Raw genomic sequence first — 25571 nt, 5'->3', positions numbered from 1 at the left:
TAATCATTATTCAGCCCCCCATTCGCCCCCCTACAGTCCTGACCAACGATTGTCATTGCCAACGGGAAACGAAATGTCCATCGAACACCGCCTGAACCACATCGCCGGCCAGCTCAGTGGCCACGGTGACGTGCTGCTGCACAGCCTCGACGCCCACACCGGTGAAACACTGCCCTACGCCTTCCACCAGGCGACTGGCGATGAAGTCGAGGCCGCCGCCCAGGCCGCCGAGGTGGCCTACCCGAGCTACCGCAGCACCCGCCCGGACCAGCGCGCCGCTTTTCTCGACGCTATCGCCAGCGAACTGGACGCGTTGGGTGATGACTTCATCCAGGACGTGATGCGCGAAACCGCACTGCCTGAAGCACGCATCCGCGGCGAACGCAGCCGCACCAGCAACCAGCTGCGCCTGTTTGCCGAGGTGGTACGGCGTGGCGACTTCTACGCTGCACGCATCGACCGCGCCCTGCCCCAGCGCACCCCGCTGCCGCGCCCGGACCTGCGCCAGTACCGCATCGGCGTGGGCCCGGTGGCCGTGTTCGGCGCCAGCAACTTCCCACTGGCCTTCTCCACCGCTGGCGGTGACACCGCTTCGGCGCTGGCCGCCGGCTGCCCGGTGGTGTTCAAGGCACACAGCGGGCACATGCTCACTGCGGCCCATGTGGCCGCGGCCATCGACCGAGCAGTGACCGGCAGCGGTATGCCGGCAGGTGTTTTCAACATGATCTACGGTGCCGGTGTGGGCGAAGCACTGGTCAAGCACCCGGCCATTCAGGCGGTCGGCTTTACCGGCTCGCTGCGCGGTGGCCGCGCCCTGTGCGACATGGCCGCAGCGCGCCCGCAGCCGATCCCCGTGTTCGCCGAAATGAGCAGTATCAACCCGGTGATCGTGCTGCCGCAGGCTCTGCAGGCTCGCGGTGAACAGGTGGCGACCGAGCTGGCCGCCTCGGTGGTGCTGGGCTGCGGGCAGTTCTGCACCAACCCGGGCCTGGTGGTGGGTATCCGCTCGCCGCACTTCGAGCATTTCCTGCAAACGCTGGTGGCACGCATGGCCGACCAAGGCCCGCAGACCATGCTCAACGCGGGCACCCTGCGCAGCTACCAGAACGCTGTGCAGCACTTGCTGGCGCACCCGGGTATCCAGCATCTGGCCGGCCAACCGCAAACGGGTAACCAGGCTCAGCCGCAGTTGTTCAAGGCCGACGTGAGCCTGCTGCTCAATGGCGACCCGCTGTTGCAGGAAGAAGTGTTCGGCCCTTGCACCGTGGTGGTTGAAGTGGCCGATGCCCAGCAATTGGCCGAAGCATTGCGTCACCTGCAAGGTCAGCTGACTGCCACCCTGATTGCCGAACCTGACGACCTGCGCACCTTTGCCTCACTGGTGCCGTTGCTGGAACGCAAGGCCGGGCGCTTGCTGCTCAATGGCTACCCGACCGGCGTGGAGGTTTCCGATGCCATGGTGCATGGCGGCCCCTACCCGGCCACCTCCGACGCCCGCGGCACTTCGGTCGGCACCTTGGCCATCGACCGCTTCCTGCGCCCGGTGTGCTTCCAGAACTACCCTGACGCACTGCTGCCGGATGCGTTGAAAAACGCTAACCCGCTGGGGATTGCCCGGTTGCTGGAGGGTGTGAGCAGCCGCGAGGCGGTGTGATCTTTCATGGCTGCAACCCGTGCCGGCCTCTTCGCGGCTCTAGCCGCCAAGAGGCCGGCACGGGCACTTCGAGCTGTATACAATCAGTAAAAAGCTTGCTTACAATACCGAGCGCCTATGACATCGGTAATCGCCGATGCGTATTGCGCAGGCTTGCACCATGTCATCTACAAACCCTGCAAAAACGCTCCTCGTCAAAAACGCCGCACTGCTGGTCACCATGGACGGCGAACGCCGCGAAATCAAGAACGGCGGTCTGTTCATCGAAGGCAACCTGATCAAGCAAGTTGGCCCCAGCGAAACCCTCCCGCAGCACGCCGACGTGGTTCTGGACATGGCCGGCAAGGTGGTCATCCCAGGCCTGGTCAATACCCACCACCACATGTACCAGAGCCTCACCCGCGTGGTACCGGCCGCTCAGGACGGCGAGCTGTTCAACTGGTTGACCAACCTGTACCCGATCTGGGCGCGCCTGACCCCCGAGATGATCGCGGTGTCGACCCAGACCGCCATGGCCGAGCTGATCCTGTCCGGCTGCACCACCTCCAGCGACCACCTGTATATCTACCCCAACGGCTGCAAGCTCGACGACAGCATCCACGCGGCGGCCGAGATCGGCATGCGCTTCCACGCCGCGCGCGGCAGCATGAGCGTGGGCCAGAGCCAAGGCGGCCTGCCACCTGACTCGGTGGTGGAAAAGGAAGCCGACATCCTCAAGGAATCGCAACGCCTGATCGAGGACTACCACGATGCCAGCCACGGCTCGATGCGCCGTATCGTGGTCGCGCCATGCTCGCCATTCTCGGTCAGCCGCGACCTGATGCGCGAAGCTGCCGTGCTGGCGCGCCAGTATGGGGTGTCGCTGCACACCCACCTGGCCGAGAACGTCAACGACATCGCCTACAGCCGCGAGAAGTTCGGCATGACCCCTGCCGAGTACGCCGAAGACCTTGGCTGGGTCGGCCATGATGTATGGCATGCCCACTGCGTGCAGCTCGACCAGCACGGCATCGAGCTGTTCGCCCGCACCGGCACCGGCGTCGCCCACTGCCCATGCTCGAACATGCGGCTGGCCTCAGGCATCGCCCCGGTACGCAAGATGCGCGACCACGGCGTACCGGTGGGCCTGGGGGTCGATGGCTCTGCCTCCAACGACGGCGCCAGCATGATCGGTGAAGTGCGTCAGGCCCTGCTGCTGCAACGGGTGGGCTTTGGCCCTGACGCGATGACCGCACGCGAAGCACTGGAGATTGCCACCCTGGGTGGCGCGAAAGTGCTTAACCGCAATGATATTGGCGCCCTGGCCCCGGGCATGGTCGCCGATTTCGTCGCCTTCGACCTGGGCCATGTGGCGTATGCCGGCGGCCACCACGACCCATTGGCGGCACTGGTGTTCTGCACCCCGACCCAGGTGCATACCAGCGTGATCAACGGCAGCGTCGTGGTGAAAGACGGCCAGCTGGCCACCGTCGACCTGCCGCGCGTACTGGAACGCCACAACCAGCTGGCCCATCAGCTGGTCAGTGGCACTTGAGGCCTGGCATCAGCTCGGCATCGCCGGGTGAATGAAGGGCATGCGCAGCCCTTTGGGCTGCGCTGCCACCTAGGCAAGCTGCGGGTAGCGCACACTACGATGTCATGTCCACTCAAAGGTCCATGACCATCTCATGCCAGGCCATGCCGCCGTGGTCCGACGGCGACGGTTTCACGTATCGGTAGCCCAGTTTCTGGTACAGGGCTACATGCTGCTCCTTGCACATCAGGTGAATGGTCTGCTTGCCCGCCGCGTGCATGCGCCCGATGAATTCGTTCATCAACACTTTGGCGTAGCCTTTGCCCTGGTGGGCCGGGTCTACAACCACCGACATGATCACCACGTTCGCGGCCGCCGGGTCATGGCCGACCAGCTCTTTGAAAGCCTCGTCGGACATCACGACCTCGTGGGCGCAGCCACTGTTGATGAAACCCACGATCTCGCCGTCGCTTTCCAGCACCAGGAAGCCTTGTGGGTACTGCGTGATACGCGTGCGGATTTTCTCCAGCGTGGCCGCCTCATCCCCTTCATAGGCGCCAATTTCGATGGCGTAGCAACGCTCGGCATCGGCGGGAACGGGGGTGCGGAACTGAAGGGCGCTCATGGCAGGTATCCTTGGCAATGGTAAAGGCAGCCGCCATGATAAATGAGCATCGACCTTGCACTCCATCATTGCGAACTCGCTCAAGTCGAGCGTGTGACGCTTGCTGCCTGCCAAGGAGGGCAAGCATCATGGGGACCTTGCTCTATTGCCACGGATACGCCGATGACCGCTGTAACTTTCCCCTTCACCGAACCCAGCCGCTGCAAACGCCTGAAAGCGGCCAGCAGCAGGGATCATGACAGCGTCGATCAACTGGTGATGGCAGCGCGGCCTTTCGAGAGCCGCGAGCGTTATGGGCGCTTCCTGCAGGTGCAGCACCGCTTTCATGGCAGCCTGTTGGCGTTGTATCAGGATGAACAGCTCAACCAGCAACTGCCGGGGCTGGCGGCGCTGTCACGGTTCGCGGCAGTCGAGGCCGACCTGCGCGACCTCGGCCTGCCGCTGCCAACGCCCACCCAACCGGTCCGTGTCAGCTCGGCCCAGGCCTTGGGATGGCTGTATTGCAGTGAAGGTTCGAACCTGGGGGCGGCGTTTCTCTACAAGCACACGCAACGTCTTGGGCTGGAGGGTGACAAGGGCGCCCGCCACCTGGCCCCTCACCCGGATGGCCGAGCGCTGCATTGGCGCGCATTTGTTGCCAGGCTGGACAGCCTGGTGCTGGGGGATCAGGAAGAAGCAGAGGTGGTGAAAGGGGCGATTGCTGCGTTCGACAGTTACCGGCGGCATTTGCGTGAGGTGTTTGCAGGCCTATGACTGACCAGTGGGGCACTCACGGCGGCTACTGCACAGCGCCAACCACCCCGGCAAATTTCTTCAAGTTGTTGCTGTAGCGAACTTTTTCTTGATTCCCTGTCTATGTGTGAGGCGCAGAAAGGTAGCGGAACGCGAGACAAGGTTCGCCCCACACCTGCTGGCCAGATGGCTCATTCGTTATCAGAGGTTGGCTACGCTCATGAAAATACATGTCGCAAGGTTGGTGCTGCTCGGCCTGTTCTCGCTCGCAGCGGTGGGCACGGCATCGGCAACGCAAATGAAAGCCGCCGAACCGGTTTCCCCGGCTGTCCAGTCACCGTTAAAGCCAGCCGGCAACCCTTGGTCGAGCGTGGCCAGCGTGGCCGTTGACCAGCCGGCCACCCTCCTGGCGCATGATGACGATCGCTGGCACGACCATCGAAGCGATTGGCGCCGCGAACAGTGGCGGCGTGAACAAGCCCGTCGGGACTGGGAGCGGCGGCGCGACTGGGAACGGCGCCGTGATTGGGAGCGCCGCCATGAGCGCGCCATGCGCCAGCGTCATCATGACGCGCATCATTACTACCGCCGTTGAAGCCCAAGCAATCGGTTTTAGGGGCAGTGTCAGTCGGCCAGCTGCGGAGCGTCGCCCGCCGCCTCTGCCTCCATCTTCAAGCGGTCCGCCTTGCAGATGTACTTGGGCTTGCGTGGCGCCAGTTTGGCACTGGCCTTTTTGGCATGCGCCTGCAATAGCTGCTTGATCTTCTTACGACGGTTCATAGTCTACGGGGCCTTTCAGGACGTTTCGCTGCCGCCATCATACCCCGGCAGCCTGGGAAAACGCAGTGAACAGCCCAGCTTATGCCTGCTACGGCCACGCAGGTCACAGGATTCAACGCGTTGACGTATTTTTCACAGTCCGCAGATTAGCGTCACGCCCTTTCCGGTCACGCGCACAACCGCTGGCCGCCAAGGTACGACGAGGCTTACGTGTCAAACACTACATCCCCCGCCGCGCACAAGCGCGTGGACTGGGCCGGGCTCGGCTGGCTCTTGCTGTTCTTCTGGTATTTCTCCGGTGTAACCCAGGCGCTGCTGCTGTTCAGCGGGACGACCGGCTTCGCCGGTTTTCGCGATGCGTTATTCCTCAGCAGCCTATGGCTGGCGCCCGTCCTGCTGCTGCCGCGCTTCACCCGCGCCACCGCGGCAATCATTGGTCTGGTGCTGTGGGCTGCATCGCTGGTGGGCCTGAGCTACTTCGGCATCTATCGCCAGGAATTTTCACAAAGCGTCATCTTTGTGATGTTCGAGTCCAACACCGCCGAGGCTGGTGAGTACTTCAGCCAATACTTCAGCGTGGGGCTGGGCCTGGCACTGGTGCTGTACACGCTGGTCGCGGTAATGCTGTGGCGGCGCGTGCGCCCGGTCAGCCTGCCGCTGCGCAGCCGCCTGCCGGTGGTCGTGCTATTGCTGGTAGCCAACCTGGTCATGCCGTTCTACAAGCAGATGGTCACCCAGGAGCGCAACTTCGCCGATGCGCTCGAAAAAGTGCAGCAACGAATGGAGCCGGCCGTCCCTTGGCAGTTGCTGGTCGGCTACCGACAGTACCGCCAGCAACTGGACAACATGCAGAAACTGCTGGCCCAGAATGCCGCACTGCCACCGCTGCAAAACCTGCGAGACAGCAGTGGTACAGCGCCGCGCACCCTGGTATTGGTGCTCGGCGAGTCGACCACCCGCGAGCACATGCACCTGTATGGCTATGACCGCGACACCACGCCCAACCTCGACGCGCTGGCCGCCAGCGACAAGGGCCTGACCGTGTTCCGCGACGTGGTATCGCCGCGCCCGTACACCATCGAAGTGATGCAGCAGATCCTCACGTTCGGCGACGAGCAGAACCCGGACCGTTTCCTCAGCGACCCGTCGCTGATCAACCTGCTGAAACAGGCAGGCTACAAGACCTTCTGGATCACCAACCAGCAGACCTTGACCAAGCGCAACACCATGCTCACCACCTTCTCGCAGCAAACAGACGCGCCGGTGTACCTGAACAACCAGCGCAACCAGAATGCCCGCCAGTACGATGACGTGGTGCTGGCGCCGTTCGAGAAAGCCCTGCAGGACCCTGCGCCCAACAAGTTCATCATCGTGCACCTGCTGGGCACGCACATGGACTACCGCTACCGCTACCCGGACGACTATGCGCACTTCAACGACAAGCAAGGTGTGCCAGCCAAGCTGACGGCGGACCAGGTAGAAACCTACAACTTCTATGACAACGCGGTGCGCTACAACGACTATGTGGTGTCGACCCTGATCAAGCGTTATGCGGCAGGCAACCCCAACGGGTTCCTGATGTACCTGTCCGATCATGGTGAAGACGTGTACAGCTCCGGTGACCACGACCGCCTGGGGCGCAATGAAGGCGCACCGACCCGGCCGATGTACACCATCCCGTTCCTGCTGTGGACCTCGCCTAGCTGGCAGGCCGAACACCCGCGTGACTTGCAGGCAATGGCCAACCGCCCCTACAGCAGTTCGCATCTGATCCATACCCTGTCAGACCTGGCCGGATTGAGCTACGACCGCTATGAACCGGCCAAGAGCCTGGTGAGCCCACAGTTCGTGGCAGCACCACGCTGGATCGGCGACCCGTACCGCAAGGATGGCTTGCGCGAGTTCGATCAGCTGCCGCAGGACAAGGCCGACGGGGCACAGGAAACAGCCAGCACCCGGCAGTAATAAGGCCGGTTCATGCCCGGCAGCTACCCTGCAGGGCACTCCCCTGCACCGCCTCGGCCAACTTGCGCAGGTTGGCCTGGTGTGCATTCACCAGGCTGGTGATGCTGTTGTCCGCGGCAGTCTGCACAGACGTACGGCAGGTCAGCTCGGTCTGCCCTTGCTGCTTCAGGCGCCACACCGCCTCCAGCGAGGCATAGCGCCCTGGTACCGTGTCGAAGCGCTGCACATCCACCCGCAGCGACGCCTTGCCACCGCCCGCCGGGCCGCCCAACAGGTCCTGCAGGGCGCTGCGGAATTCATCCACCAGGTTGGCGCCCCACCACTCCGTCTCCAGAATGGCCAGGCCGCTCTGCCCTTGCCGCACCACCAACTGTGGGCGGTCGACCTGGGGCGGCACAGCCACCCTGACCACCTGGATGCGTTGGCCGCTGTCACGTACCGGGTCGCTCGGTACCAACGTGTGGTAGTTGTTCGGCGTACTGCTGCAGCCCCCGAGCCACACCAGCAGGCTGGCCACACATGCATTGCGCAGTCGTTGCATCGGCTGTCTCCTCAGGGTTCAAGGTCTGCGGACCCGGCCGCTTTCGGCCGGCCACGAATCAGCGACTCGGGGTGGCGGCCCAGGTAATCGGCAAGGTCACGTAGCGAACGCGACATGCGCTCCAGCTCGTCCAGCGTTTCACCCATTCGCTCGCGCTGCGGCGAATCTTCGGAAATGGCCGAGTTGGCCGTACGCAGGGTCTTGTGTACCTCGTCCAGCGCCACTTTCACCTCCGGCAGCGTCTGGCCATTGAACTGCCTGAGGCTGGCGCGCAGCTCACGCAAGCTACCGTCCAGGTTACCGGCGATGCTTTCCAGCGGCAGCTTGGCAATGCGCTCCATCACCCGCTGCAGCTGTTCCTGCAACTGCTCAAGGCTGCCGGGCAGCGTCGGGATCATGATGGGGTCGGCAGCCATGTCGAAGGCCACCTTGGGGGCATCGGGGTAAAAGTCCAGCGAAATGAACATCTGCCCGGTGATCAGGTTGCCGCTACGCGCCTGGGCCCGCAGCCCATGTTCGACAAAGGTGCCAATCAGTTTCCGCGCCCCTTGCATATCGCCCTCGGTGTGCTTGAACACCGCCAGCATCTTGCGGTGCACCGGCCCTAGCCGCTGCGGGTATATCACCGCATCGACCACTACCGGGAAGCTCTGCCGCGTAGCATCGTAATCGAGCTGGATCGAGGTGACCCGGCCAAACTCCACACCCTTGAACTCCACTGGCGCGCCCACCGACAGGCCGCGCATGGCCTGGTCGAAGCGCAACTGCAGGTACTGCGCCTGGCCATGCGGAGGCGACAGCGCCATGTCGCGGTCGGCGAATAGCTGGAAGCGGGCCTGGTCGGCAGCAGGCTCGGCTTGCGCGGCGAAATCGGGCGAGCCGAAGGCCAGCCCGCCCACCAGAATCGACGACAGCGATTCGGTATCGACCTTCAGGCCATTGGCACCGATCTGCATGTCGATGCCACTGGCATTCCAGAAGCGCGTGTCAGCAGTGACGAACGTGTCGTAGGGCGCCTGCACGAACACGCCAATCTCTACCCCCTTGCCATCGTCCTGGAGGGCAAAGGACACCACCTCACCCACCGGGATCTTGCGGTAGTAGATCGAAGAGCCGATATCCAGCGAGCCGAGGTCGCTGGCGACAAGAACAAAGCGCTTGCCCTTTTCGTCATAGGTGATCGGCGGTGGCAGCTCCAGCCCGACAAAGGACTTTTCCGGCACCTTCGACTCGCCGGAATCAGCCCCGATGAAACTGCCCGAAAGCAGCGTGTCCACCCCGGAAACCCCGCCCACGCCGATGCGCGGTCGCACCACCCAGAAGCGCGCTCCCCGGGTAGCGAATGAACGGGCATCGTTGGAGAGCTGAACCTTGGCCACCACGCTCTTCTTGTCGTCGGCCAAGTCCACCGTGGTCACTTCGCCAATCACCACGCTGCGGTATTTTACCTGGGTCTTGTGCGCCACCAATCCCTCCCCGCTGTGGAAAGAAATGGTAATCACCGGCCCTTGCTGCATCCAGTTGCGCACCACCAGCGAAGCGCCGATGAGGATCGCCAGGATCGGCACGATCCATACCAGCGACACACTCCAACGTCGGGTGCGCACTTCAACCTGCCCAGGGCCCTCGCGCTTGTCAGTCTGTTGCCCCATCAATGCGGCCTCCCCTCGTTGGCATGGCTATCCCAGATCAGGCGTGGATCAAAGCTCATCGCAGAGAACATGGTCAGCACTACCACCATGCCAAAGAACAGAATGCCCACACGCGGCTCGATGGTGCCCAGCCCGCGCAGTTGCACCAGCGCAGCCACCAGCGCCACTACCATCACATCGAGCATGGACCAGTAGCCGATCAGCTCGACGAAGCGGTACAACTGCGAACGCTGCCGGCAGGCCCAGGAAGAACCACGCTGGGCAGTGAACAGCAGCAGGCCAAGGGAAAAGAACTTGATGGCGGGCACACCCACGCTGGCAATGAAAATGATCAGCGCGATGTCCCAGGCCCCGGCTTCCCAGAACTCCAGCACGCCACCGCCAATGGTGCTTTCTGTACCACTGCCGAGCATTTCGGTGTGCATCACCGGCAGCAGGTTGGCGGGGATGTAGAAAACCAGGGCTGCCAGCAGAAACGCCCAGCCACGGCTGATGGCATTGGCCTTGCGCCGGTGAATGACGGCGCCGCAACGGTTGCAGGTGTGCGCGCCACTGCGCGTGTCGCATGCCTGGCCACAGCCATGGCACAGACACAAGCCAAGGTCGTGCGCCTTGACCGGGGCAGTCATACCTGTTCCCACAAGTCGCGGATGTCCTTGCCGGCAATGTGGATGATCAACATGCTCAATGCGGCCAGGGCCAGCAGGCCGATACCGGGGATCACATCGAGCAGCCCCGCCAGCTTGATCACCGCCACCATCGCCCCCAGCAGACACACCTCCAGCATGCTCCAGGGCCGCAGGCTTTCCAGGCCACGCATGCACAGGGCAAAGCCGGGGGCACGCTGGCCGGCAAGGGCAAAACCCAACACCCAGCACAACAGGGCAATTTGCAGCAGCGGCGCAAAAATGATCGACAGCGCCATGACCAGAGCGATGAAGGTGATACTGCCGTGACTGAGGATCTGCACGGCGTCCCACAATGTGGCCGAGTGGGTCAGCCCCTGCATGCCGATGGTCATCACCGGGTAATAGTTGGCGAACACCAGCAGGACGCCGCCAGTCACACTCAATGCCAGCCGCTGCTCGATGGTCAGTGACCTGTGCCGGTACAGCACGCCGCCACAGCGCGGGCAAAGGGCTCGTTGATGTTTGAGCAGCGGTGCGCGGTGGTACACCGTGTCGCAATACTCACAGATGATCAGATCTTGCGTCTGGCTCATGGTTTGCCCGCAGGTAGCCTTGGATCAGGCCAAGAGGCCAATCGGAACGGCGTCTGATATCCGGTGTAGACCATCTGGGCAAAACTTCCATCACGACCTCAAAGGCGAACTATCCTGTGAGGCGGGCTTTCCGCCCGGTGGAGGTGTGCCATGCGTACGTTCACGTGGAGTTACCTGTTGATGCTGCTGTGCGCAGCATCGGCCGCCCAGGCGCAGTCGGTGGTGCCGCTCAAGGGCCAGAGCAGCCAGCAGATGCAACTGGATATCAACGATTGCAATACCGTCGCCACCAATGCCGCAAACGGCACGGCGACGTCCAGCGCCCCCCATGTCGGTGGCCGGGTTCGCGGTGCAGCTGCGGGTGCCGCCGCCGGTGCTGTAGGCGCGCAGGTGCGCGGCAACCAGCATGACGCGTTGTACGACCGGGTGGGTGACGATGCCAAGCAGCAATACCGGCAGAACCGTGCCGGCGAAGTGGCCGCCGCCGGGGCCGCGGTCGGTGGCATGCGCCAGCGTCAGGACCGGCGCCAGGATCGGCGCGGCCAGGACGAGGCAAAAAACCAGGCCCATGCCAGTGCCTACAGCGGTTGCCTGCAGGGGCGCGGCTATCAGGTCAGCCCCTGAGCAATGCCACGCCATGCGCCTCCTGCCGAGGCAGCATGGCGTGCTCAGTTCAGAACTTCGCCAGCTCTTCCCGGCAAAACTCCACGAACAACTGCGCCGGCTTGGTCAGCTGGACTCGCTTCAACCACGCCGCCGCCAGCCCCGACAGCGCCACCGGCTCGGCAATGTCGAGCATTGCCAGGCGTTGGCCGTCATAGGTGAATTCCGAGTGCGGACGGGTTACCAGCAACGAAAAACCGAAACCCTGACCGACCATGCCGCGCACCATCTCGATCGACGGCGAACTGAAGACAATGTTCGGTGCCAGGCCCATCTCGTTGAACAAGCTGACGAAGTAGGTGCGGCTAGGGGCCACGTCCAGCAGGATCATCGGCTCCGGGCACAGGTCGCGCAGCGAGACCTGGGCCTGGCCGGCAAAGCGGTGGTTCTCGGGTAGCAACACATAGGGCTTCTGCGGCGGCATCAGTGGCTCGGCCTCGATGGTGCCATCCAGGTCGTGGTCATAGAGAAATGCCAGGTCGAATGTTCCGGCGGTCAGGCCCTGGATCAGGTCCTGCTGTTCACCGTCGCGCAGGCGAATGTCCACACCCGGGTAGCGCTGACGAAAACCGGCGATCAGGCGCGGCAGGTACAGTGGCGCCACGGTTTCGAAACAGCCAATGTCGATTTGCCCGGCGACGGTATCGTTGTCGGCCAGGGCGTTCTGTTCGAACTCATGGGCCATCTGCAGCAGCGACTTGGTCTTGGCGTAGAAGCGTTTGCCACTGGGCGTCAATGACACGCCCTGGGCGTGGTGGCGAATGAACAGCTGCACACCGAAACTTTCCTCCAGGCTCTTGATGGCCGTGGAGATGGACGGCTGGGCGATGTACAGCTGGCGTGACGCTTCGGCCACACTGCCCGCTTCCACGGTGGTGACGAAGTACTTCAGTTGTCGCAAGGTATAGGCAGCCACAGGGTACCTCTCTGACGCGGGTCTTGGCAGGCTGGGATCACGGCCCACACTTTACCCTTGGCTGCCGCTCTGCGGGGGCTGAGCGCTGAAGGATTTACCTATGCATTGAACAGGTTTTTTGTAGGGTCTGCCAGTACCTCGTCTCACAGGCCTGCGCAAACCGGCGCCGCACCACGCTTGCACCTGTAACGGGCCCCCGTGGCACTGCAACCACTGGTCAAAAACGCCCGAACGTCTTTACTGATAGTCATCGGCCCCAGGTAAACGGTGTGTGCTTATGAAGATCGTGGTCACCAGCATCCTCGTCGACGACCAGGCCAAGGCCCTGGCTTTCTACCACTACGTACTCGGTTTCGAGCCCAGGCACGACATCCCCATGGGCCGGCACCGCTGGTTGACCCTGACTTCGCCCAACGACCCCAATGGCGTCGAACTGCTGCTGGAACCTGACGCGCACCCGGCGGCCAAGGTGTACAAGGCCGCGCTCAAGCAGGATGGCATTCCCGCCACCTCGTTCGGCGTGCGCGATATCCAGGCCGAATACACCCGGCTATGTGCAGCCGGTGTGCAGTTCATCCGGCCACCCACCCCTATGGGGCCGGTTACCGTGGCGGTGTTCGATGACACGTGCGGCAACTTGATCCAGATTGCCCAGAAGCACTAGCCGGTTGCCCTTACCCCAATGCGCACCCACAAGGAAAAAAGATGCGCCACGAATTCAGCGAAGTGCTCAACGACCTGGTCGACTACTTTCTGCTCGGCGATATCCAGTTGCTCGAGCGCTTCAAGCAAGACCATCAACTGCCCGACGACCTGGCCGGTGCGTTCACCCACGGTGACAGCGGCGACCAGGCGGTGCGCGAAGGCATCGTGCTGCCGCTGGCCGGTGTCGACAACCTGCCCTACCGCATCCTGTTCACCCTCGATAACCACACCCCGGCCCTGCGCGAGGCCGGCAGCCGCCTGAAGCACCGGCGCAATGGCTATGTACTGCGGGTCGAGCACGGTGCGCTGATGCTGTACACCTGGCGCATCCTGCAGCACTTCACGCCCAAGACCCTGGGTGACCTGATGGCGCGTTACCAGGTGCCAGGGCGGCCGATCATCGAACTGGACAATGGCTGGTACGACGTGGAGGTGCTGGCGGGGGCACTGGTGCGCGACGGGTTGTACGAGCCGGCATTCGAGTTCGTGCTGAAGAAGCGCTGGAGCCGGGGTGAGGCGACAGCTGTGGATACCGGGTATGCATTCGGGCTTCGTGGCTACTTCGACTGATTGATCGCCTGTGCCGGCCTCTTCGCGGGTGAACCCGCTCCTACAAAGCTTTCGAGGCCTGTGTTGATCCTTTCGCGGGTGAACCCGTTCCTACAGCAGTACCTGTAGGAGCGGGTTCACCCGCGAAGGGGCCGGCACAGGCAAACTCGACCTTCAGGTGTGAGTGATATCCCGATCCTTGGTCTCCGGCAGGAAGAAGATCCCCAGCACCGCTGTCATCACGGCAATCACGATCGGGTACCACAAGCCGTAATAGATATCCCCGGTCGCTGCCACCATGGCAAACGCCACGGTCGGCAGGAAGCCGCCGAACCAGCCATTCCCGATGTGGTAAGGCAGCGACATCGAGGTGTAGCGGATGCGCGCCGGGAACAGCTCCACCAGCCAAGCGGCAATCGGCCCGTAGACCATGGTCACGTAGATCACCAGAATGGTCAGCAGCAACAGCACCATCGGGTAGTGGATCTTCGCCGGGTCGGCCTTTTCCGGGTAGCCCGCCTCTTTCAATGCACCACTCAGGGTTGCGGTAAACGCTTCGCTTTGCACCTTGAAGTCGGCCGCCGCCAGGCTGCTGCCATCAAAGCTCGGCAATACCCGTTCGCCAATGCGGATCTGTGCCACGCTGCCGGGCTCCGCCGCTTCATTGGTATAGGGGATGGCGCGCTTGGCCAGCAGGCTCTTGGCAATGTCGCAGGAGCTGGTGAATTTGGCCTTGCCCACCGGGTCGAACTGGAATGCACATTGGCCCGGGTCGGCCACCACCACAACCGGGTTCTGCTCCTGGGCAACGAATACATCCGGGTTGCCGTACTCGGTCAGTGCCTTGAAGATCGGGAAGTAGGTCAGCGCGGCGATGATGCAGCCGGCCATGATGATTTTCTTGCGGCCAATCCGGTCGGACAGGCTGCCGAAGAAAATGAAGAATGGTGTGCCGATCAACAGTGAACCGGCAATCAGCAGGTTGGCGGTCTGCGCCTCGATCTTGAGCGTCTGCAACAGGAAGAACAACGCGTAGAACTGCCCGGTGTACCACACCACGGCCTGGCCGGCGGTGCCGCCGAGCAGCGACATGATCACCACCTTGAGGTTGTCCCAGCGGGCGAACGATTCGGTCAGGGGCGCCTTGGATGCCTTGCCCTCGGCCTTCATCTTCATGAACACCGGCGACTCGTTCAGCTGCAGGCGGATGTACACCGAAATCGCCAGCAGCAGAATCGACAGCAGGAACGGTATCCGCCAGCCCCAGGCCTCGAACGCTTCCGTCCCCATGGCCGTGCGACAGGCCATGATCACCAGCAGCGACAGGAACAGCCCCAGGGTGGCAGTCGTCTGGATCCAGGCAGTGAAAAAGCCGCGGCGGCCCTTGGGCGCATGCTCGGCCACGTAGGTGGCCGCGCCGCCGTACTCACCGCCCAGCGCCAGCCCCTGCAGCAAGCGCAGGGTGATCAGGATGATCGGCGCGGCCACACCGATCGTGGCGTAGCCCGGTAGCAGCCCCACCACTGCGGTGGACAGGCCCATGATGACAATGGTGATGAGGAAGGTGTACTTGCGCCCGATCATGTCGCCCAGGCGACCGAACACGATGGCGCCGAACGGTCGGACGGCAAAGCCGGCGGCAAAGGCCAGCAAGGCAAAGATGAACGAGGTGGTTTCATTGACGCCAGCGAAGAAGTGCCTGGCGATAATCGCGGCGAGTGAGCCGTACAGGTAGAAGTCGTACCACTCGAATACCGTGCCCAGGGACGAGGCGAAGATGACCTTGCGCTCCTCCTTGGTGATACCGCGTTGGGGCGCGCTGCCCGTGGATGTGCTGTCGAGAACCGCCATGGGTTGCCTCCGTCATGTTGTCATGCAGGCCGGAGCACCTCACACTCACTTCACCGTCGCACCCAGGCCCTGGCGCTTGCTTTGGTTGCGCGAAGCACGACGAGGCGGGCCGCCTCGGATCGCAGCAAGGTTCATGAAGCATAATCGGGATTGGCTGGATATCCACCCGCCGGGCCCTGCACGAGAGGGCGGCCTGTACGACACGCAGCACCGGGGTGCCGGGCGATAGCGGGTTGGCTGACGATTTTGGCGGGGGCGGTTTCACCCGCCAGGCACTACCGGCCCCTTCAACTCGACCTGATTACCATCCGGGTCGTAGCAGTACAGCGAAAGCCCCTCCCCTTCGGCACCATAACGCTTCTCGGCAGGCTCCACCTTTACCCCGGCGGCTTCCAGATAGGCCGTCAACGCGGCCTCGTCGAACGGCTCGATGCGCAGGCAGAAATGGTGCAGGTTGCGCCCTTCCACGCCCGGTGCAGCTCCGCCTGGCTGCCCCAGCGGGCCATCCAGGGTTACCAGGTCGATCATCGCCGTGCCCGTGGCCAGGTGCACCATGCCCAGGTCTTCGCGCACGCGGCTGACGGTGCAGCCAAGCAGTTCGGTGTAAAAGGCAACACTGCGCGGCAGGTCGCTGACCCGCAACACCAGGTGGTCGATGTGCTTGATGGTGAAAGGCCGCATGCCGGGCTCCCTGTGGCGTGTTTGTGAATACGTTCGCCACCATAGCCCAGGTTCACCCGGCGTGACCAGAATCAGCTACTCGTTCACCAAGCGTTGCAGTACGCCCCCTTCATGGCGCGTCAGGATACGCAGCAACTGGTCGACCAGCGCCCGGTCCGGCGCATCCAGGTGGAAGTGGTGCCCACCTGGGTGCCAGGAGACTTTCGCCTGGCTGGGCAAGGCGGCCTGACGCCGGGTAAAGGCCTCGCCGGTGAAGGCCCCCTGGCGGCCGAACAGCAGGTACAACGGGCAGCGGATCTGGCTGAGCAGGTCGCAGGCTTCGCGCTCGGTCAGTGGCATGGGTTCGGGCAATACCAGTCGCGGGTCGTGGCGCCAGCAATAGCCATCGTCCAGCTGTAGCAGGTCGCGCAGCGCCAGCAGCCGAGCGGCACCTTCCGACAGTTCGGTGTCCAGCCGCTCGCGGCGTTGCGCCAGGGCGTTGTCCAGGTCGTCGAAGCGACCAACATCCGGCTCGGCAAAACCCGGCAACTGGCTGCGCTGTACCATGCGCTTGAGCCGGTAGGCCCGCGCCAGGTGCTGCACCCGGTCATCCTCGGCCACCGTGAACGGTGCCCCCATGCCGTCGAGGAAGGTCATGCTGGCAATGCCACTGGTCATGGCCGCCAGCAGCGATGCTATACCGGTGCCCATCCCATGGGCCAGCACATGAAATTGCGCCAGGCCCAGGCTGTCGGTTACCGCCAGCATGTCTTCGGCATGCTCCCACAGGTAATAGCCGCTGTCGTGGCGACGATGGCCAGAACGGCCATGGCCGATCAGGTCGGGGGCCACCACGAAGCAGCCGTCCAGCATCGGTGCCAGGCGCTCGAACGAGGCAGCGTTATCCAGCCAGCCATGCAAGGCCAATATGGGAATACCGTCTTCTGCCCCCCAGGTGCGAACCGCTATTTCAACGCCATCGAGGTCTAGCAGGTGATCTTTCGGACTGCACAGCGAACGCATTGCAATTCTCCTTGGCTGAAGCCTGCACCATGACCTGCCTCACCCTCTCGCAGATGCTCCCTCGCTGCCAGCCCCCCACCGACCCGCGCATACGCAGGACCGACCGCGGCCAACAACTATCTACCGCACCCCGGCGCCTTGATCAGCGTGGACTATCTCCCCCCACAAAAGAGATGGTGACCATGACAACCCCGACACCGTTGCATCAAAACCAGATAACACGCTCATTACCGAAATGGAGCAAGGCGCTCCATCCGACGCATACGCGCAAGGTGGTGCAGAGCCTGTACAAGGAATATCTCGATGAAGATGGCAGCCCTTACGCGTGGTATGCCACTGCCGATGAGCCAACGCGTGAGCAGTTGCACAACGCATTGCAAACCCGTAACAAACGGCTGGCGCAAGTCAAACAGGCGCTAGGCGAGTTCAAGGACATCATCGCGTTCTGCGGCCCACTGTTGACCGAGCGGTTGAAGCTGAATGTACCCGTAGACAGAGCGCAGTATGTCTTCCAGCCCTTTGAGTCAGAGGCCAACATCTGGGTTGGCGTTCCCGATGTGGAAACGCCTTTGGTCCCGGACGTGGAAGCGGATGTGCTGGCCACCCGCCCCGTAGGCCAGCCGCAAACACGCAGTTTGCTGGAGGCTGCCCTGCACAACTTCGAGGGGCTGGACGAAGTCGGTCCTTACAGCAGGCTCACCAACGCCGCTGGCAGCGACACGCCCCTGGCAGGCCTGACGATGGCGGACTTCGTCAGGCATTGTCGGGCGCTGGACCTTGGCAAACGTTATCAAGACCATCTGCTTGCAACCCATGAAGGCGCCAATCGCGCTGAAATCCAGCGCCTGTCGATTGCAGCGAACCGTGAGGCCTTGAGGGTCCAGGCATTGATCGCCAGGCTCAAAGGCCTGCTGAGCGAGGCCGGGCTCGATGCGCTTGCGCAGCTGTGCGACGGCAGCCCTCACCCCACCTATGACAACGAGGCGTTGCATTGCTGGAACTTCAACCTCTTCGATGTCCCCGTCCACGAAGTACTGTTCATCGGGCCAGACAACCCTTACCGCACTAACCCCTGCATTGTGTATGTCCCTGGCGACAGCGAGCACCCGGTAAGGGAGTTCGCTTCTCGTCAGGAAGCGGGCAAGCACCTGCGCAGCCGGCTATTGCAAAGCGAGTTTCGCCGCGCCTTGGTGCATTTCGCCTACAAGGACAGGCAAAAAGAACTTGCCGTTAAGCTGGAAATTGCGCTGTTCGAAGAGGATGAAGCGGGCATACGCAAACCCCGCATCATGCCAGTGATCCCTTTCACGCTCTCGCCAATCCGAACCGACCCTTGGACGAACCTATACAACGCACACCTTGCGCGCATGAAGGCCGACGCAAAAACCATTGCAGTCCCTACCGCCGAAGTCGACGCCAACGCCCGCAATGAGCGTCTGAAGTACTGGTTCGACCTGGGGATGAACGTGCTGAATGTCGCCGCGTTCTTCGTGCCGGGGTTGAACACGGTCATGCTAGGCGTTTTTGCATACGACCTGATGAGCTCTGTTTTCACCGGGTTCGAGGCCTGGGAAGAAGGTGATACCCGGCAGGCACTGGCGCAGCTGGAATCATTGGCCATCAACGCGGGCGTGATTGCCGGCTTTGCAGTGGGCACCAGGATCGTCCAGGCGTCTGGCTTTGTCGATGCACTGAAAAGTGTATGGCATGAAGACAAGGAAGTGCTTTGGCACCCCGACATGAAACCCTATGCGAGCACGGCGGCTATTCCTGAGGGGGCTCAACCCGATTTGCTCGGCCATGTGCACGTCGACGGAAAGACCTACCTGAAGCTGGATGGGACCCTGTACGAGGTGTTTCTGGGCGTTGATCAGCAATGGCGCGTGCGCCACCCCGAGGATGCGCAGGCCTATGCCCCACGCTTGCTGCATCATGGTAACGCCCGCTGGCAACTGGCCCATGAACAGCCTCTGGAATGGGAACGTGAACAGCTTGCGCGCCGCCTCGGCAGCCATAGCGCAGGCCTGGACGACAGCGAACTGGACCATGCCATGCGCACTACCGGTACCGATCCAGACGTGCTGCGCCGTGCCCAGGCAGCGGGCCTGCCTCCACCCGCTTTGTTGATCGACACGCTGCAGCGGTTGCAACTGGACAATCAGACACAACAGATCATCAACTGCGTACGCCATGGGTTGCCGCTGGCTGCGTACAAGAACTTTGCCTTGCCTGAGTTGCTGCGCCTGCCGGGGTGGCCCGAGGGGAACGTGCTGAAGGTTTACCAAGGGCCAGAACCCTGGGGCGAATCGTTGCGCTACGGCCCCCCTCACACGCTGGGCCAGACAGAAATCGAAATTACCCGTACCGACCTGGACAATGGCCAGTTGAGCCAAACCGTGCTGGATCAGATGGATGAAGAAGCCATTGAGCAGTTGCTCGGTGACACACCCACCGAGCACCGATCATCAGCACTGAACAACAAACTCGCGCAACACCTGGAACAGCATCGCGAGGCGCTGTTCGAGAGCCTGCAACAAAGACGCCGTCCCACACACCCACCCACTGCACAAACCCTCGCCCGGCAGTTTCCCGGGCTGCCGGACAGCGCGCTTGAAGAGTTGCTTGCCAACATCAGCAACGCCGAACGGGAACGTCTGACAAACGGACGAGTGCCGCTTCGCATTGCCGAGGAAGCACGCCTTCTGCAAGCTCGAGCGCGGCTTGATCGTGCCCTCCTCGGCCTGTTCAGGCCCAGCCTGGCCAACGACGACAGTCTACGCATCAAGCAGGCGCTGCAAGCCGCGCACCCGCAGGCTGAACCGGCCCGGTTGCTGCAACTCGCCCTAGGTGATCGCCAGCACTGCGCCTCACTGCTTGGCCAACAGCCCATCAACCCCAGGTTCCGCTCCCCTTTGCGATTGGCCAACGGCCGGCTGGGCTATCCCCTGAGCGGCCGAGGCCTGCAAGGACGCGCCTTGCCGGCTGCACGTCGACTCCGGGCGCTCTACCCCGAACTCAGCAGCGAGCAAATCACCGGGCTACAAGCCGAACTGGCTCGAGGAGGCGACCTGGGTAGCGCGATCAACCAGCTGGAGGTCGAGCAGCGTACTCTCAACCGAGATCTCAACCGTTGGGTAAGCACCGCCCGCACCCTTGAAGAGCGCTTTGATCGCCAGCAATGCACCGAGCGACTGATGAGCGCTTCCCGCCGTGAAGGTGGCGCGCAAGCCGAAACACTGGTACTGGACCGTATGCAGCTCGAAGCGCTACCCGCTTTCACTGCACGCATGCCGCATATTCGCAATCTCAGGCTCGAGGGGCTGCAGATGCGGCGCCTGGAGGGCAGCTTCCTGACGAACTTCCCTAACCTGGAAACCCTGGAAATCGTCGGCAACCCGGACATCGATGCAGAAACACTGTTCGAGGCGCTGAGGTCGGCACCGCGGCTACGCGAGCTGGGCCTGACAGACAATGGCCTGACCACCCTTTCACCCACCGCCCAACAGGCCATCGGGGCAATGCCCGGCTTGCGACTCCTGTGGCTCAGTCGCAACCGGCTGCAACTCGACACCACCAGTTTGGGCTTCCTGACGCGCCTGCCCCTGGATGCCCTCGGCCTGGCCCACAATCAAATCACCCTCGACGAAAGCCTTGCCGCCCAGTTTCAGGACATGATCCACCCCGTACTACTGCACTTGTCAGGTAACCCACTGCAACTGGCACCCGACCTGCGCTTCATGGCCCGTCTTGTCCACCTGGAGCTTGAGCGTTGCGAACTGCAGCAGTGGCCCGACAGCCTGACCGTCCTGATGAGCCAGCCCCAGTACCAACTGCGCTATCTGAACCTTTCGTCCAACCGCATTCGTACCCTGCCAGACTTGCCTGGTGTGCTGCGTACCCCGTTTGCCCGCGATGTCGCCGCGCACTTGCCGGAGCGCCGCTGGCTGTTCAACTACAACACCCTGGAAGCCCAGACACGTGCACGCCTGGGCAGCAGCGGCGTCAACGTCTTCGAGCACGCAGAAGACGTGCCACTGTGGCAAGGCGTTTTCCGTGGCGAGGCGAGCAATGCCGAGGAGCAGCTGTGGAGCGATCTGTTCGACCAAGGTGAAAACGCAGCGCTGCTGGGCGTACTCGAACGTCTTGCCCAGTCGGCAGAAGCGCAGCGTGATGGCGAGGCCCTGAGGACGCGCGTCTGGAAGCTGCTGGATGACGCTGCCCACGACACCGTGCTGCGTGAGCGCCTCGCCACCGTGGCCGGCGACTTCCCGCCAACCTGTGGCGACGCGGGTGCCGACGCGTTCAGTGCCTTGGAGATAGAAGTGCTGGCCCACGAAGCTGCAGCCGTCGCCGGCAGTCGGCCGGCTGATCTACTGAGCCTGTATGGCAAGTTGTATCGACGCAGTCAGGTCAATCAACTGGCCGATCGCATCAGCTGGAGAAGGTCCTTGCGCAAACAGGCGCTGCTCGACGGGGCCTTCGATGAAAACCTCCCCCCCTACGATGAGCTCGACGACCCCTCAGCCTTTCCGGACAGCGAACTTCAAACGGGGCTGGTGGACGATGTGGAGGTACGTTTGGCCTTGCGCCAGTCGTTGGCCAGCGCGCTGGACTACCCCGAGCCGAGCCGAGGCATGCTGTACCGCAATACGGCCAGAATCAACGACACAATCATCGAAATGGTGAAAGCTGCGGTCCTTTCCCTGGACAGGGATGCCATCGCTCGGGAGCAATGGTTGACCCAGCAGCCGGGCTGGGTCGAGTACTTGAAACGAGAGCATGCGGCCCAGTTCAGCCTGATCACCGACTTTTGGCGGCCAGGCCTTGATTACCTCTATTACTGCCTGGATGAAACCGCCGAGCCGGTGACATCCCTGGACAGCTCGGTGCGACGAGCCTTGGCCAGGGTCATGCCTGAAAGCCCGGTGGATGCTGACGGCAGGCTACGTCGCGTAGTGCTCAACGAGCAGCAGTATCGCCAGGGCGTTGACGCGCTGACTGCCGAGCAGCAGCAGGTTGAAACCGGTCTGCTGATCAGCCTCACCCGCCAGACGCAAACAATCGGCCGCTGACCCCACTCACTGCCCGCGCAGGTCTTCGAAGAAGGCCTGCTTGCCGTCCACCTGGCTGGACGCCCGTGGGGCCGCTGCGGCGTCACCATTGGCGGCCTCCACGTGCCAATAGCAGTGCTGTACTGCACGGGTCACCGCCACGTAGGCCAAGCGCTGCACTTCTTCCTTCTGTGCCGTATCGAACGGTTGGGCATCACCTGCCTTGCCCAGCCCGGCCTGGCGGTATACCTGGTTCTTGTAGGGTGAGCTGGTCAGGTACTGGCAGTCACCCAGCATGAACACCGCATCGGCCTGCAAACCCTTGGCACTGTGATAGGTCAGCTGGCGCAGCCGGCGCTGTTCGGCCGGTAGCGCCGCCTCGGCGTGCAGCACGCTTTGCAGGTGCTCGTTCATCAAGGCCCGGTCACTGCCCTTGCGGTACAGCATCATGACCGTCTCACCCCGCTGGTAGTGCTCGACAAGCGTTTCGCCCAACGCAGCCTCGTCACGGTCGAACACCTTGACCGGCGAGCCGGGCAACTCGGCCGCCGGGCCACTGGCGCGGGCTTTCTTGCCGGCAATCGCCGGGGTGCCCTTGACCAGGTGCTCGGCCGCATCGATCACCTGTTGCTGGCAGCGGTAGTTGTCGACCAGCATCACCCGCGTGTTGGCCGGCGACGGGAACGCCTTGGTGAACTCCATGAAATACTTGGGCGAACTGCCACGCCAGCCGTAGATCGATTGCCAGTCGTCACCCACGCACAGCAACGACGAATGCTGGGCATGGCGCCCGGTGTGCATGGCCGGGCCGCGGCGCCGTATTTCAGCGAGGCAGGCACGCAACCAGCTGACGATCTGCGGCGACACGTCCTGGAACTCGTCGATCATCAGGTGCGCCAGCGGCCGCAGCAACGGATCGGGCAGTAAGTGCAGGTTTTCTGGGTTGTTCTCGCCAAACAGGGCGAACATGCGGTTGTAGCTCATCACCGGCGGCGACTGATCCAGCAGGTGCGCTTCCAGGGCCTTCCAGTACAGCGCCAGGGCCTCGAAGAACAGTGCATCGCTATCGCCGGACGGGAAGCTCATCGCCGCCACCGCATTGTTCACCTCCAACCCAAGGTTTTCGATGAAATTGGCGGCACTGACGAACGCATCCAGCAGCGGCGCCGGGGCCAGTTCGCCCTTGACCTTGTACTCGAAGCCAGGACCGGCCACGGCATCGCCCGCCAACGATGCCGCCAGGCGCCTGGCCATGGCGTAGTTGTCGAGCCAGATCAGCGGCCTGTCGCAGAACGCCTGCAACAGTGTGCGCTTGACCGCCCACTCGGCACGCACGGTCAGCTTGGCGCCGGGGCGCTGGTATTGCGCGCTTTGTGCGGGGTCGAAGCCCAGCACCACCAAAGGCCCCTGGCCTTCCAGGCGGCCATGCACATGGAAGCGGCTGCCACGGATGTCGACCGTTTCGCGGCAGGGCTCGATGCCCTTGATCGGCCAGACGCCGGCGGCAAACCACAGGTCCTCGATCACGTCGCACAGTTCTTCGTCGCGCTGGGCGGCCAATTGGGTCACCTGTGCGCGCTTCTGCACATCGGGGTTGTTCGGGTCCAGCGGTTTCAGTTGCAAGGCTTCGCTGCGCAACTGGCCGACCAGCTCGGCAAAACGCGGGCTCTCGCCCAGCAAGCTGCTGTAGCACTGGTTCAGCTGCTGGCGCTGGGCATCGTTCAGGCGCAGGTCGAACGGGTTGCTGTCGGCCTCGGCCTCACGCCCCGCAGGCATCTCGTGGCCCAGTGTTTCAAATGCACGCACCTGGCCGAAGCCCGGCAGGCTGCGCACCAGCGGCAGGATGCGCGAATGGAACGTGCGCACCAGCTCGCGGGCCTGCACAGGCTGCAGGTTGATCTGCCACAGGGCGAACACCTGCAGCAGGCGCTTGATGAAGTCCTTGCGCGATTCGCGGGTGAAGGTGACCACGGTCATTGCATCCAGCTCGTAACCCAGGTAATGACGCAGCAGCAGGATACGCAGCACCAGCGACGTGGACTTGCCTGCCCCGGCGCCTGCCACCACGCAGGTAGACGGGGTGTCACTGAAGATCAGCTTCCATTGCGCGGCGCTGGGCTGGGCTTCGGCGGGCAGGCGCTGGGCGACATCGGCCTTGAAGCGCTTCTTCAACTCGGCCGTCAACGGCAGGCGCCAGTCGTCGAACAAGTTGTCATCCTGGCCTGGCACGGCGGCGCTGTCGGGGCGCGTATCGCGGATCACCAGCACCTGGCGCCCCGCTTCATAGCCCTCCACGCGACCACGCTCGAACCCCTCACGCACACCATCGGCATGGCCAGTGCGCTGGCCTGTGGCGTGGCCGAGGAACCACGAGTCGCGGTGCTGGGCTTGCAGGCGGGTCAGGCCACGCCCCAGCAAGCGGGCAGCCAGGCGGCGAAACCAGGGCAACTGGGCAGGCGGGGTAAGGTCGGCGGGGGCCAAGGGTTGCTCGTGGGCCACGGTCACTCCGTTGAAAATCAAAACAGCAGGCATGTTCGCCGCATCGACGAAAAATCGCCAGCGAATGCTTGCAGATCAGTGGATTAGGCGATGAAGCGAATAAAACGCCACATAAAAAACATCTATAAAACAGATTGTTTTAAGCCGATATTTACGCTTATTTTCGATGGTTCTTTCGCGCATCATGGCGTCATTCCACTGATTCAAGGAGCACGACCATGCTGCAACTGCGACCCTTCGAAAGCCTCGGCCACGCCAACCATGGCTGGCTCGATGCCCACCACCATTTCTCGTTTGCCGAGTACTACGACCCGGCACGCATGCACTGGGGTAACCTGCGGGTTTGGAACGACGACCTGATCGCGGCCGGCAGCGGCTTCCCACCGCACCCGCACCGCGACATGGAAATCATCACGTATGTGCGTGAAGGCGCGATCAGCCACCAGGACAGCCTGGGCAACAAGGGCCGTACCGAAGCCGGTGATGTTCAGGTCATGAGCGCCGGTACCGGCATCGTGCACAGCGAGTACAACCTGGAAGATATCGATACACGCATTTTCCAGATCTGGATCGTGCCGGAGCGCACCGGTGAAGCACCGCAGTGGGGTAGCCGGCCGTTCCCCAAAGGCGAGCGCGGCGAAGGCTTCGTGACCTTGGCCAGCGGCCGCGCGGGTGACGAGGACAGCCTGCAGATCCGTACCGATGCCCGCCTGGTGGCTGCCACCCTGCGGGCGGGTGAAACCGCCGAGTACCGCTTCGATGCCGCACGCCGGGGTTACCTGGTGCCGGCCAAGGGGCTGGTGGAAGTCAACGGGTTGCGGGCCAAGGCGCGCGATGGCGTGGCGATCGAGCAGGAAGCGGTGCTGCGGGTGACCGCCATTGAGGACAGCGAGATCGTGCTTGTGGATGTGGCCTGAAAATCAGGCCTGTGACAATCCATGTCGCAGCGCAAGGCGGCTCCCATGGAACA

Annotated in this window: 21 protein-coding genes; 10 read left to right on the top strand and 11 right to left on the bottom strand. The window is 62.9% G+C overall.

Annotated features, from left to right (window positions below):
- Positions 1–73: 73 nt before the first annotated feature.
- Both ACF8FB_RS21710 and ACF8FB_RS21705 read left to right on the top strand, forming a co-directional pair.
- A complete protein-coding gene (locus tag ACF8FB_RS21710) occupies positions 74–1654 on the top strand; it encodes an aldehyde dehydrogenase (NADP(+)) (RefSeq protein WP_392511940.1) in 1581 nt (526 codons plus the stop codon).
- A 160-nt stretch (positions 1655–1814) separates the two neighbouring features.
- Positions 1815–3188 carry an 8-oxoguanine deaminase gene (locus ACF8FB_RS21705; RefSeq protein WP_392511938.1) on the top strand — a complete coding sequence of 458 codons (1374 nt, stop codon included), beginning with the start codon at positions 1815–1817 and terminating at the stop codon, positions 3186–3188.
- 112 nt (positions 3189–3300) lie between these two features.
- Here ACF8FB_RS21705 and ACF8FB_RS21700 read toward each other — a convergent pair whose 3' ends face one another.
- Positions 3301–3792: a GNAT family N-acetyltransferase gene (locus ACF8FB_RS21700; RefSeq protein WP_049588141.1), complete on the bottom strand. Its 492-nt coding sequence runs from the start codon at positions 3790–3792 to the stop codon at positions 3301–3303.
- Between the two features lie 162 nt (positions 3793–3954).
- Between ACF8FB_RS21700 and ACF8FB_RS21695 the strand changes: the two genes are divergently transcribed.
- Positions 3955–4545 (top strand): biliverdin-producing heme oxygenase, encoded by a 591-nt coding sequence (locus ACF8FB_RS21695; RefSeq protein WP_392511935.1) that lies wholly within the window; start codon positions 3955–3957, stop codon positions 4543–4545.
- Positions 4546–4744: 199 nt separating this feature from the next.
- Complete coding sequence (locus tag ACF8FB_RS21690) at positions 4745–5119, top strand: hypothetical protein (RefSeq protein ID WP_392494358.1); 375 nt, start codon at positions 4745–4747, stop codon at positions 5117–5119.
- A 29-nt stretch (positions 5120–5148) separates the two neighbouring features.
- On the opposite strand, the gene ACF8FB_RS21685 is transcribed toward ACF8FB_RS21690, so the two are convergent.
- Positions 5149–5304 carry a DUF2986 domain-containing protein gene (locus ACF8FB_RS21685; RefSeq protein WP_392509338.1) on the bottom strand — a complete coding sequence of 52 codons (156 nt, stop codon included), beginning with the start codon at positions 5302–5304 and terminating at the stop codon, positions 5149–5151.
- Between the two features lie 210 nt (positions 5305–5514).
- Between ACF8FB_RS21685 and ACF8FB_RS21680 the strand changes: the two genes are divergently transcribed.
- On the top strand, positions 5515–7269 hold the full coding sequence (locus ACF8FB_RS21680; RefSeq protein WP_392509337.1) for a phosphoethanolamine transferase CptA: 1755 nt from the start codon (positions 5515–5517) through the stop codon (positions 7267–7269).
- 10 nt (positions 7270–7279) lie between these two features.
- Here ACF8FB_RS21680 and ACF8FB_RS21675 read toward each other — a convergent pair whose 3' ends face one another.
- Genes ACF8FB_RS21675 through ACF8FB_RS21660 form a run of 4 tightly spaced genes read right to left on the bottom strand, consistent with a single transcriptional unit; the run spans position 7280 to position 10684 of the window.
- Positions 7280–7810, bottom strand: coding sequence for a membrane integrity-associated transporter subunit PqiC (locus ACF8FB_RS21675; RefSeq protein ID WP_392509336.1), 531 nt, complete (start codon positions 7808–7810; stop codon positions 7280–7282).
- An 11-nt stretch (positions 7811–7821) separates the two neighbouring features.
- Positions 7822–9462 carry an intermembrane transport protein PqiB gene (locus ACF8FB_RS21670; protein ID WP_010953501.1) on the bottom strand — a complete coding sequence of 547 codons (1641 nt, stop codon included), beginning with the start codon at positions 9460–9462 and terminating at the stop codon, positions 7822–7824.
- Positions 9462–10091, bottom strand: coding sequence for a paraquat-inducible protein A (locus tag ACF8FB_RS21665; protein ID WP_020190923.1), 630 nt, complete (start codon positions 10089–10091; stop codon positions 9462–9464). The genes ACF8FB_RS21670 and ACF8FB_RS21665 overlap by 1 nt, the downstream gene beginning before the upstream one ends.
- Positions 10088–10684: a paraquat-inducible protein A gene (locus ACF8FB_RS21660; RefSeq protein WP_049588147.1), complete on the bottom strand. Its 597-nt coding sequence runs from the start codon at positions 10682–10684 to the stop codon at positions 10088–10090. Before ACF8FB_RS21660 ends, ACF8FB_RS21665 begins: the two co-directional genes overlap by 4 nt.
- A gap of 150 nt (positions 10685–10834) precedes the next feature.
- Between ACF8FB_RS21660 and ACF8FB_RS21655 the strand changes: the two genes are divergently transcribed.
- A complete protein-coding gene (locus tag ACF8FB_RS21655) occupies positions 10835–11308 on the top strand; it encodes a hypothetical protein (protein ID WP_392511931.1) in 474 nt (157 codons plus the stop codon).
- 49 nt (positions 11309–11357) lie between these two features.
- Here ACF8FB_RS21655 and ACF8FB_RS21650 read toward each other — a convergent pair whose 3' ends face one another.
- Positions 11358–12263: a LysR family transcriptional regulator gene (locus tag ACF8FB_RS21650; RefSeq protein WP_392509332.1), complete on the bottom strand. Its 906-nt coding sequence runs from the start codon at positions 12261–12263 to the stop codon at positions 11358–11360.
- Between the two features lie 277 nt (positions 12264–12540).
- Here ACF8FB_RS21650 and ACF8FB_RS21645 point away from each other — a divergent pair, with 277 nt between their 5' ends.
- Complete coding sequence (locus ACF8FB_RS21645; RefSeq protein ID WP_003250815.1) at positions 12541–12927, top strand: VOC family protein; 387 nt, start codon at positions 12541–12543, stop codon at positions 12925–12927.
- Between the two features lie 41 nt (positions 12928–12968).
- Entirely contained in the window at positions 12969–13538 is a 570-nt protein-coding gene (locus ACF8FB_RS21640) for a hypothetical protein (RefSeq protein ID WP_003250813.1), read from the top strand.
- Positions 13539–13691: 153 nt separating this feature from the next.
- On the opposite strand, the gene ACF8FB_RS21635 is transcribed toward ACF8FB_RS21640, so the two are convergent.
- From ACF8FB_RS21635 to ACF8FB_RS21625, 3 genes are all read right to left on the bottom strand, one after another.
- Complete coding sequence (locus ACF8FB_RS21635) at positions 13692–15368, bottom strand: MFS transporter (RefSeq protein ID WP_064490777.1); 1677 nt, start codon at positions 15366–15368, stop codon at positions 13692–13694.
- Between the two features lie 261 nt (positions 15369–15629).
- On the bottom strand, positions 15630–16049 hold the full coding sequence (locus ACF8FB_RS21630) for a VOC family protein (RefSeq protein WP_003250810.1): 420 nt from the start codon (positions 16047–16049) through the stop codon (positions 15630–15632).
- A gap of 75 nt (positions 16050–16124) precedes the next feature.
- Positions 16125–17051, bottom strand: a complete 927-nt coding sequence (locus tag ACF8FB_RS21625; RefSeq protein WP_010953494.1) for an alpha/beta fold hydrolase — start codon at positions 17049–17051, stop codon at positions 16125–16127.
- Positions 17052–17233: 182 nt separating this feature from the next.
- Here ACF8FB_RS21625 and ACF8FB_RS21620 point away from each other — a divergent pair, with 182 nt between their 5' ends.
- Positions 17234–22123 (top strand): NEL-type E3 ubiquitin ligase domain-containing protein, encoded by a 4890-nt coding sequence (locus ACF8FB_RS21620; protein ID WP_392509914.1) that lies wholly within the window; start codon positions 17234–17236, stop codon positions 22121–22123.
- Between the two features lie 6 nt (positions 22124–22129).
- Here the strand turns inward: ACF8FB_RS21620 and ACF8FB_RS21615 are convergent, their stop codons facing one another.
- Positions 22130–24634: a UvrD-helicase domain-containing protein gene (locus tag ACF8FB_RS21615; RefSeq protein ID WP_392511928.1), complete on the bottom strand. Its 2505-nt coding sequence runs from the start codon at positions 24632–24634 to the stop codon at positions 22130–22132.
- Between the two features lie 185 nt (positions 24635–24819).
- Between ACF8FB_RS21615 and ACF8FB_RS21610 the strand changes: the two genes are divergently transcribed.
- Entirely contained in the window at positions 24820–25518 is a 699-nt protein-coding gene (locus ACF8FB_RS21610; protein ID WP_003250802.1) for a pirin family protein, read from the top strand.
- Positions 25519–25571: the final 53 nt, after the last annotated feature.

This window comes from Pseudomonas sp. yb_2 (assembly GCF_043103905.1).
Taxonomy (GTDB): Bacteria; Pseudomonadota; Gammaproteobacteria; order Pseudomonadales; family Pseudomonadaceae; genus Aquipseudomonas; species Aquipseudomonas alloputida.
This window is presented reverse-complemented; position numbering and strand designations above follow the sequence as displayed.

What these genes read in the sequence shown, in the direction of transcription:
- ACF8FB_RS21710 (WP_392511940.1), top strand. Translation starts at nt 74, where the DNA reads ATGTCCATCGAACACCGCCTGAACCACATCGCCGGCCAGCTCAGTGGC.
- ACF8FB_RS21705 (WP_392511938.1), top strand. Translation starts at nt 1,815, where the DNA reads ATGTCATCTACAAACCCTGCAAAAACGCTCCTCGTCAAAAACGCCGCA.
- ACF8FB_RS21700 (WP_049588141.1), bottom strand. Translation starts at nt 3,792, where the DNA reads ATGAGCGCCCTTCAGTTCCGCACCCCCGTTCCCGCCGATGCCGAGCGT.
- ACF8FB_RS21695 (WP_392511935.1), top strand. Translation starts at nt 3,955, where the DNA reads ATGACCGCTGTAACTTTCCCCTTCACCGAACCCAGCCGCTGCAAACGC.
- ACF8FB_RS21690 (WP_392494358.1), top strand. Translation starts at nt 4,745, where the DNA reads ATGAAAATACATGTCGCAAGGTTGGTGCTGCTCGGCCTGTTCTCGCTC.
- ACF8FB_RS21685 (WP_392509338.1), bottom strand. Translation starts at nt 5,304, where the DNA reads ATGAACCGTCGTAAGAAGATCAAGCAGCTATTGCAGGCGCATGCCAAA.
- ACF8FB_RS21675 (WP_392509336.1), bottom strand. Translation starts at nt 7,810, where the DNA reads ATGCAACGACTGCGCAATGCATGTGTGGCCAGCCTGCTGGTGTGGCTC.
- ACF8FB_RS21670 (WP_010953501.1), bottom strand. Translation starts at nt 9,462, where the DNA reads ATGGGGCAACAGACTGACAAGCGCGAGGGCCCTGGGCAGGTTGAAGTG.
- ACF8FB_RS21665 (WP_020190923.1), bottom strand. Translation starts at nt 10,091, where the DNA reads ATGACTGCCCCGGTCAAGGCGCACGACCTTGGCTTGTGTCTGTGCCAT.
- ACF8FB_RS21660 (WP_049588147.1), bottom strand. Translation starts at nt 10,684, where the DNA reads ATGAGCCAGACGCAAGATCTGATCATCTGTGAGTATTGCGACACGGTG.
- ACF8FB_RS21655 (WP_392511931.1), top strand. Translation starts at nt 10,835, where the DNA reads ATGCGTACGTTCACGTGGAGTTACCTGTTGATGCTGCTGTGCGCAGCA.
- ACF8FB_RS21645 (WP_003250815.1), top strand. Translation starts at nt 12,541, where the DNA reads ATGAAGATCGTGGTCACCAGCATCCTCGTCGACGACCAGGCCAAGGCC.
- ACF8FB_RS21640 (WP_003250813.1), top strand. Translation starts at nt 12,969, where the DNA reads ATGCGCCACGAATTCAGCGAAGTGCTCAACGACCTGGTCGACTACTTT.
- ACF8FB_RS21635 (WP_064490777.1), bottom strand. Translation starts at nt 15,368, where the DNA reads ATGGCGGTTCTCGACAGCACATCCACGGGCAGCGCGCCCCAACGCGGT.
- ACF8FB_RS21630 (WP_003250810.1), bottom strand. Translation starts at nt 16,049, where the DNA reads ATGCGGCCTTTCACCATCAAGCACATCGACCACCTGGTGTTGCGGGTC.
- ACF8FB_RS21625 (WP_010953494.1), bottom strand. Translation starts at nt 17,051, where the DNA reads ATGCGTTCGCTGTGCAGTCCGAAAGATCACCTGCTAGACCTCGATGGC.
- ACF8FB_RS21620 (WP_392509914.1), top strand. Translation starts at nt 17,234, where the DNA reads ATGACAACCCCGACACCGTTGCATCAAAACCAGATAACACGCTCATTA.
- ACF8FB_RS21615 (WP_392511928.1), bottom strand. Translation starts at nt 24,634, where the DNA reads ATGCCTGCTGTTTTGATTTTCAACGGAGTGACCGTGGCCCACGAGCAA.
- ACF8FB_RS21610 (WP_003250802.1), top strand. Translation starts at nt 24,820, where the DNA reads ATGCTGCAACTGCGACCCTTCGAAAGCCTCGGCCACGCCAACCATGGC.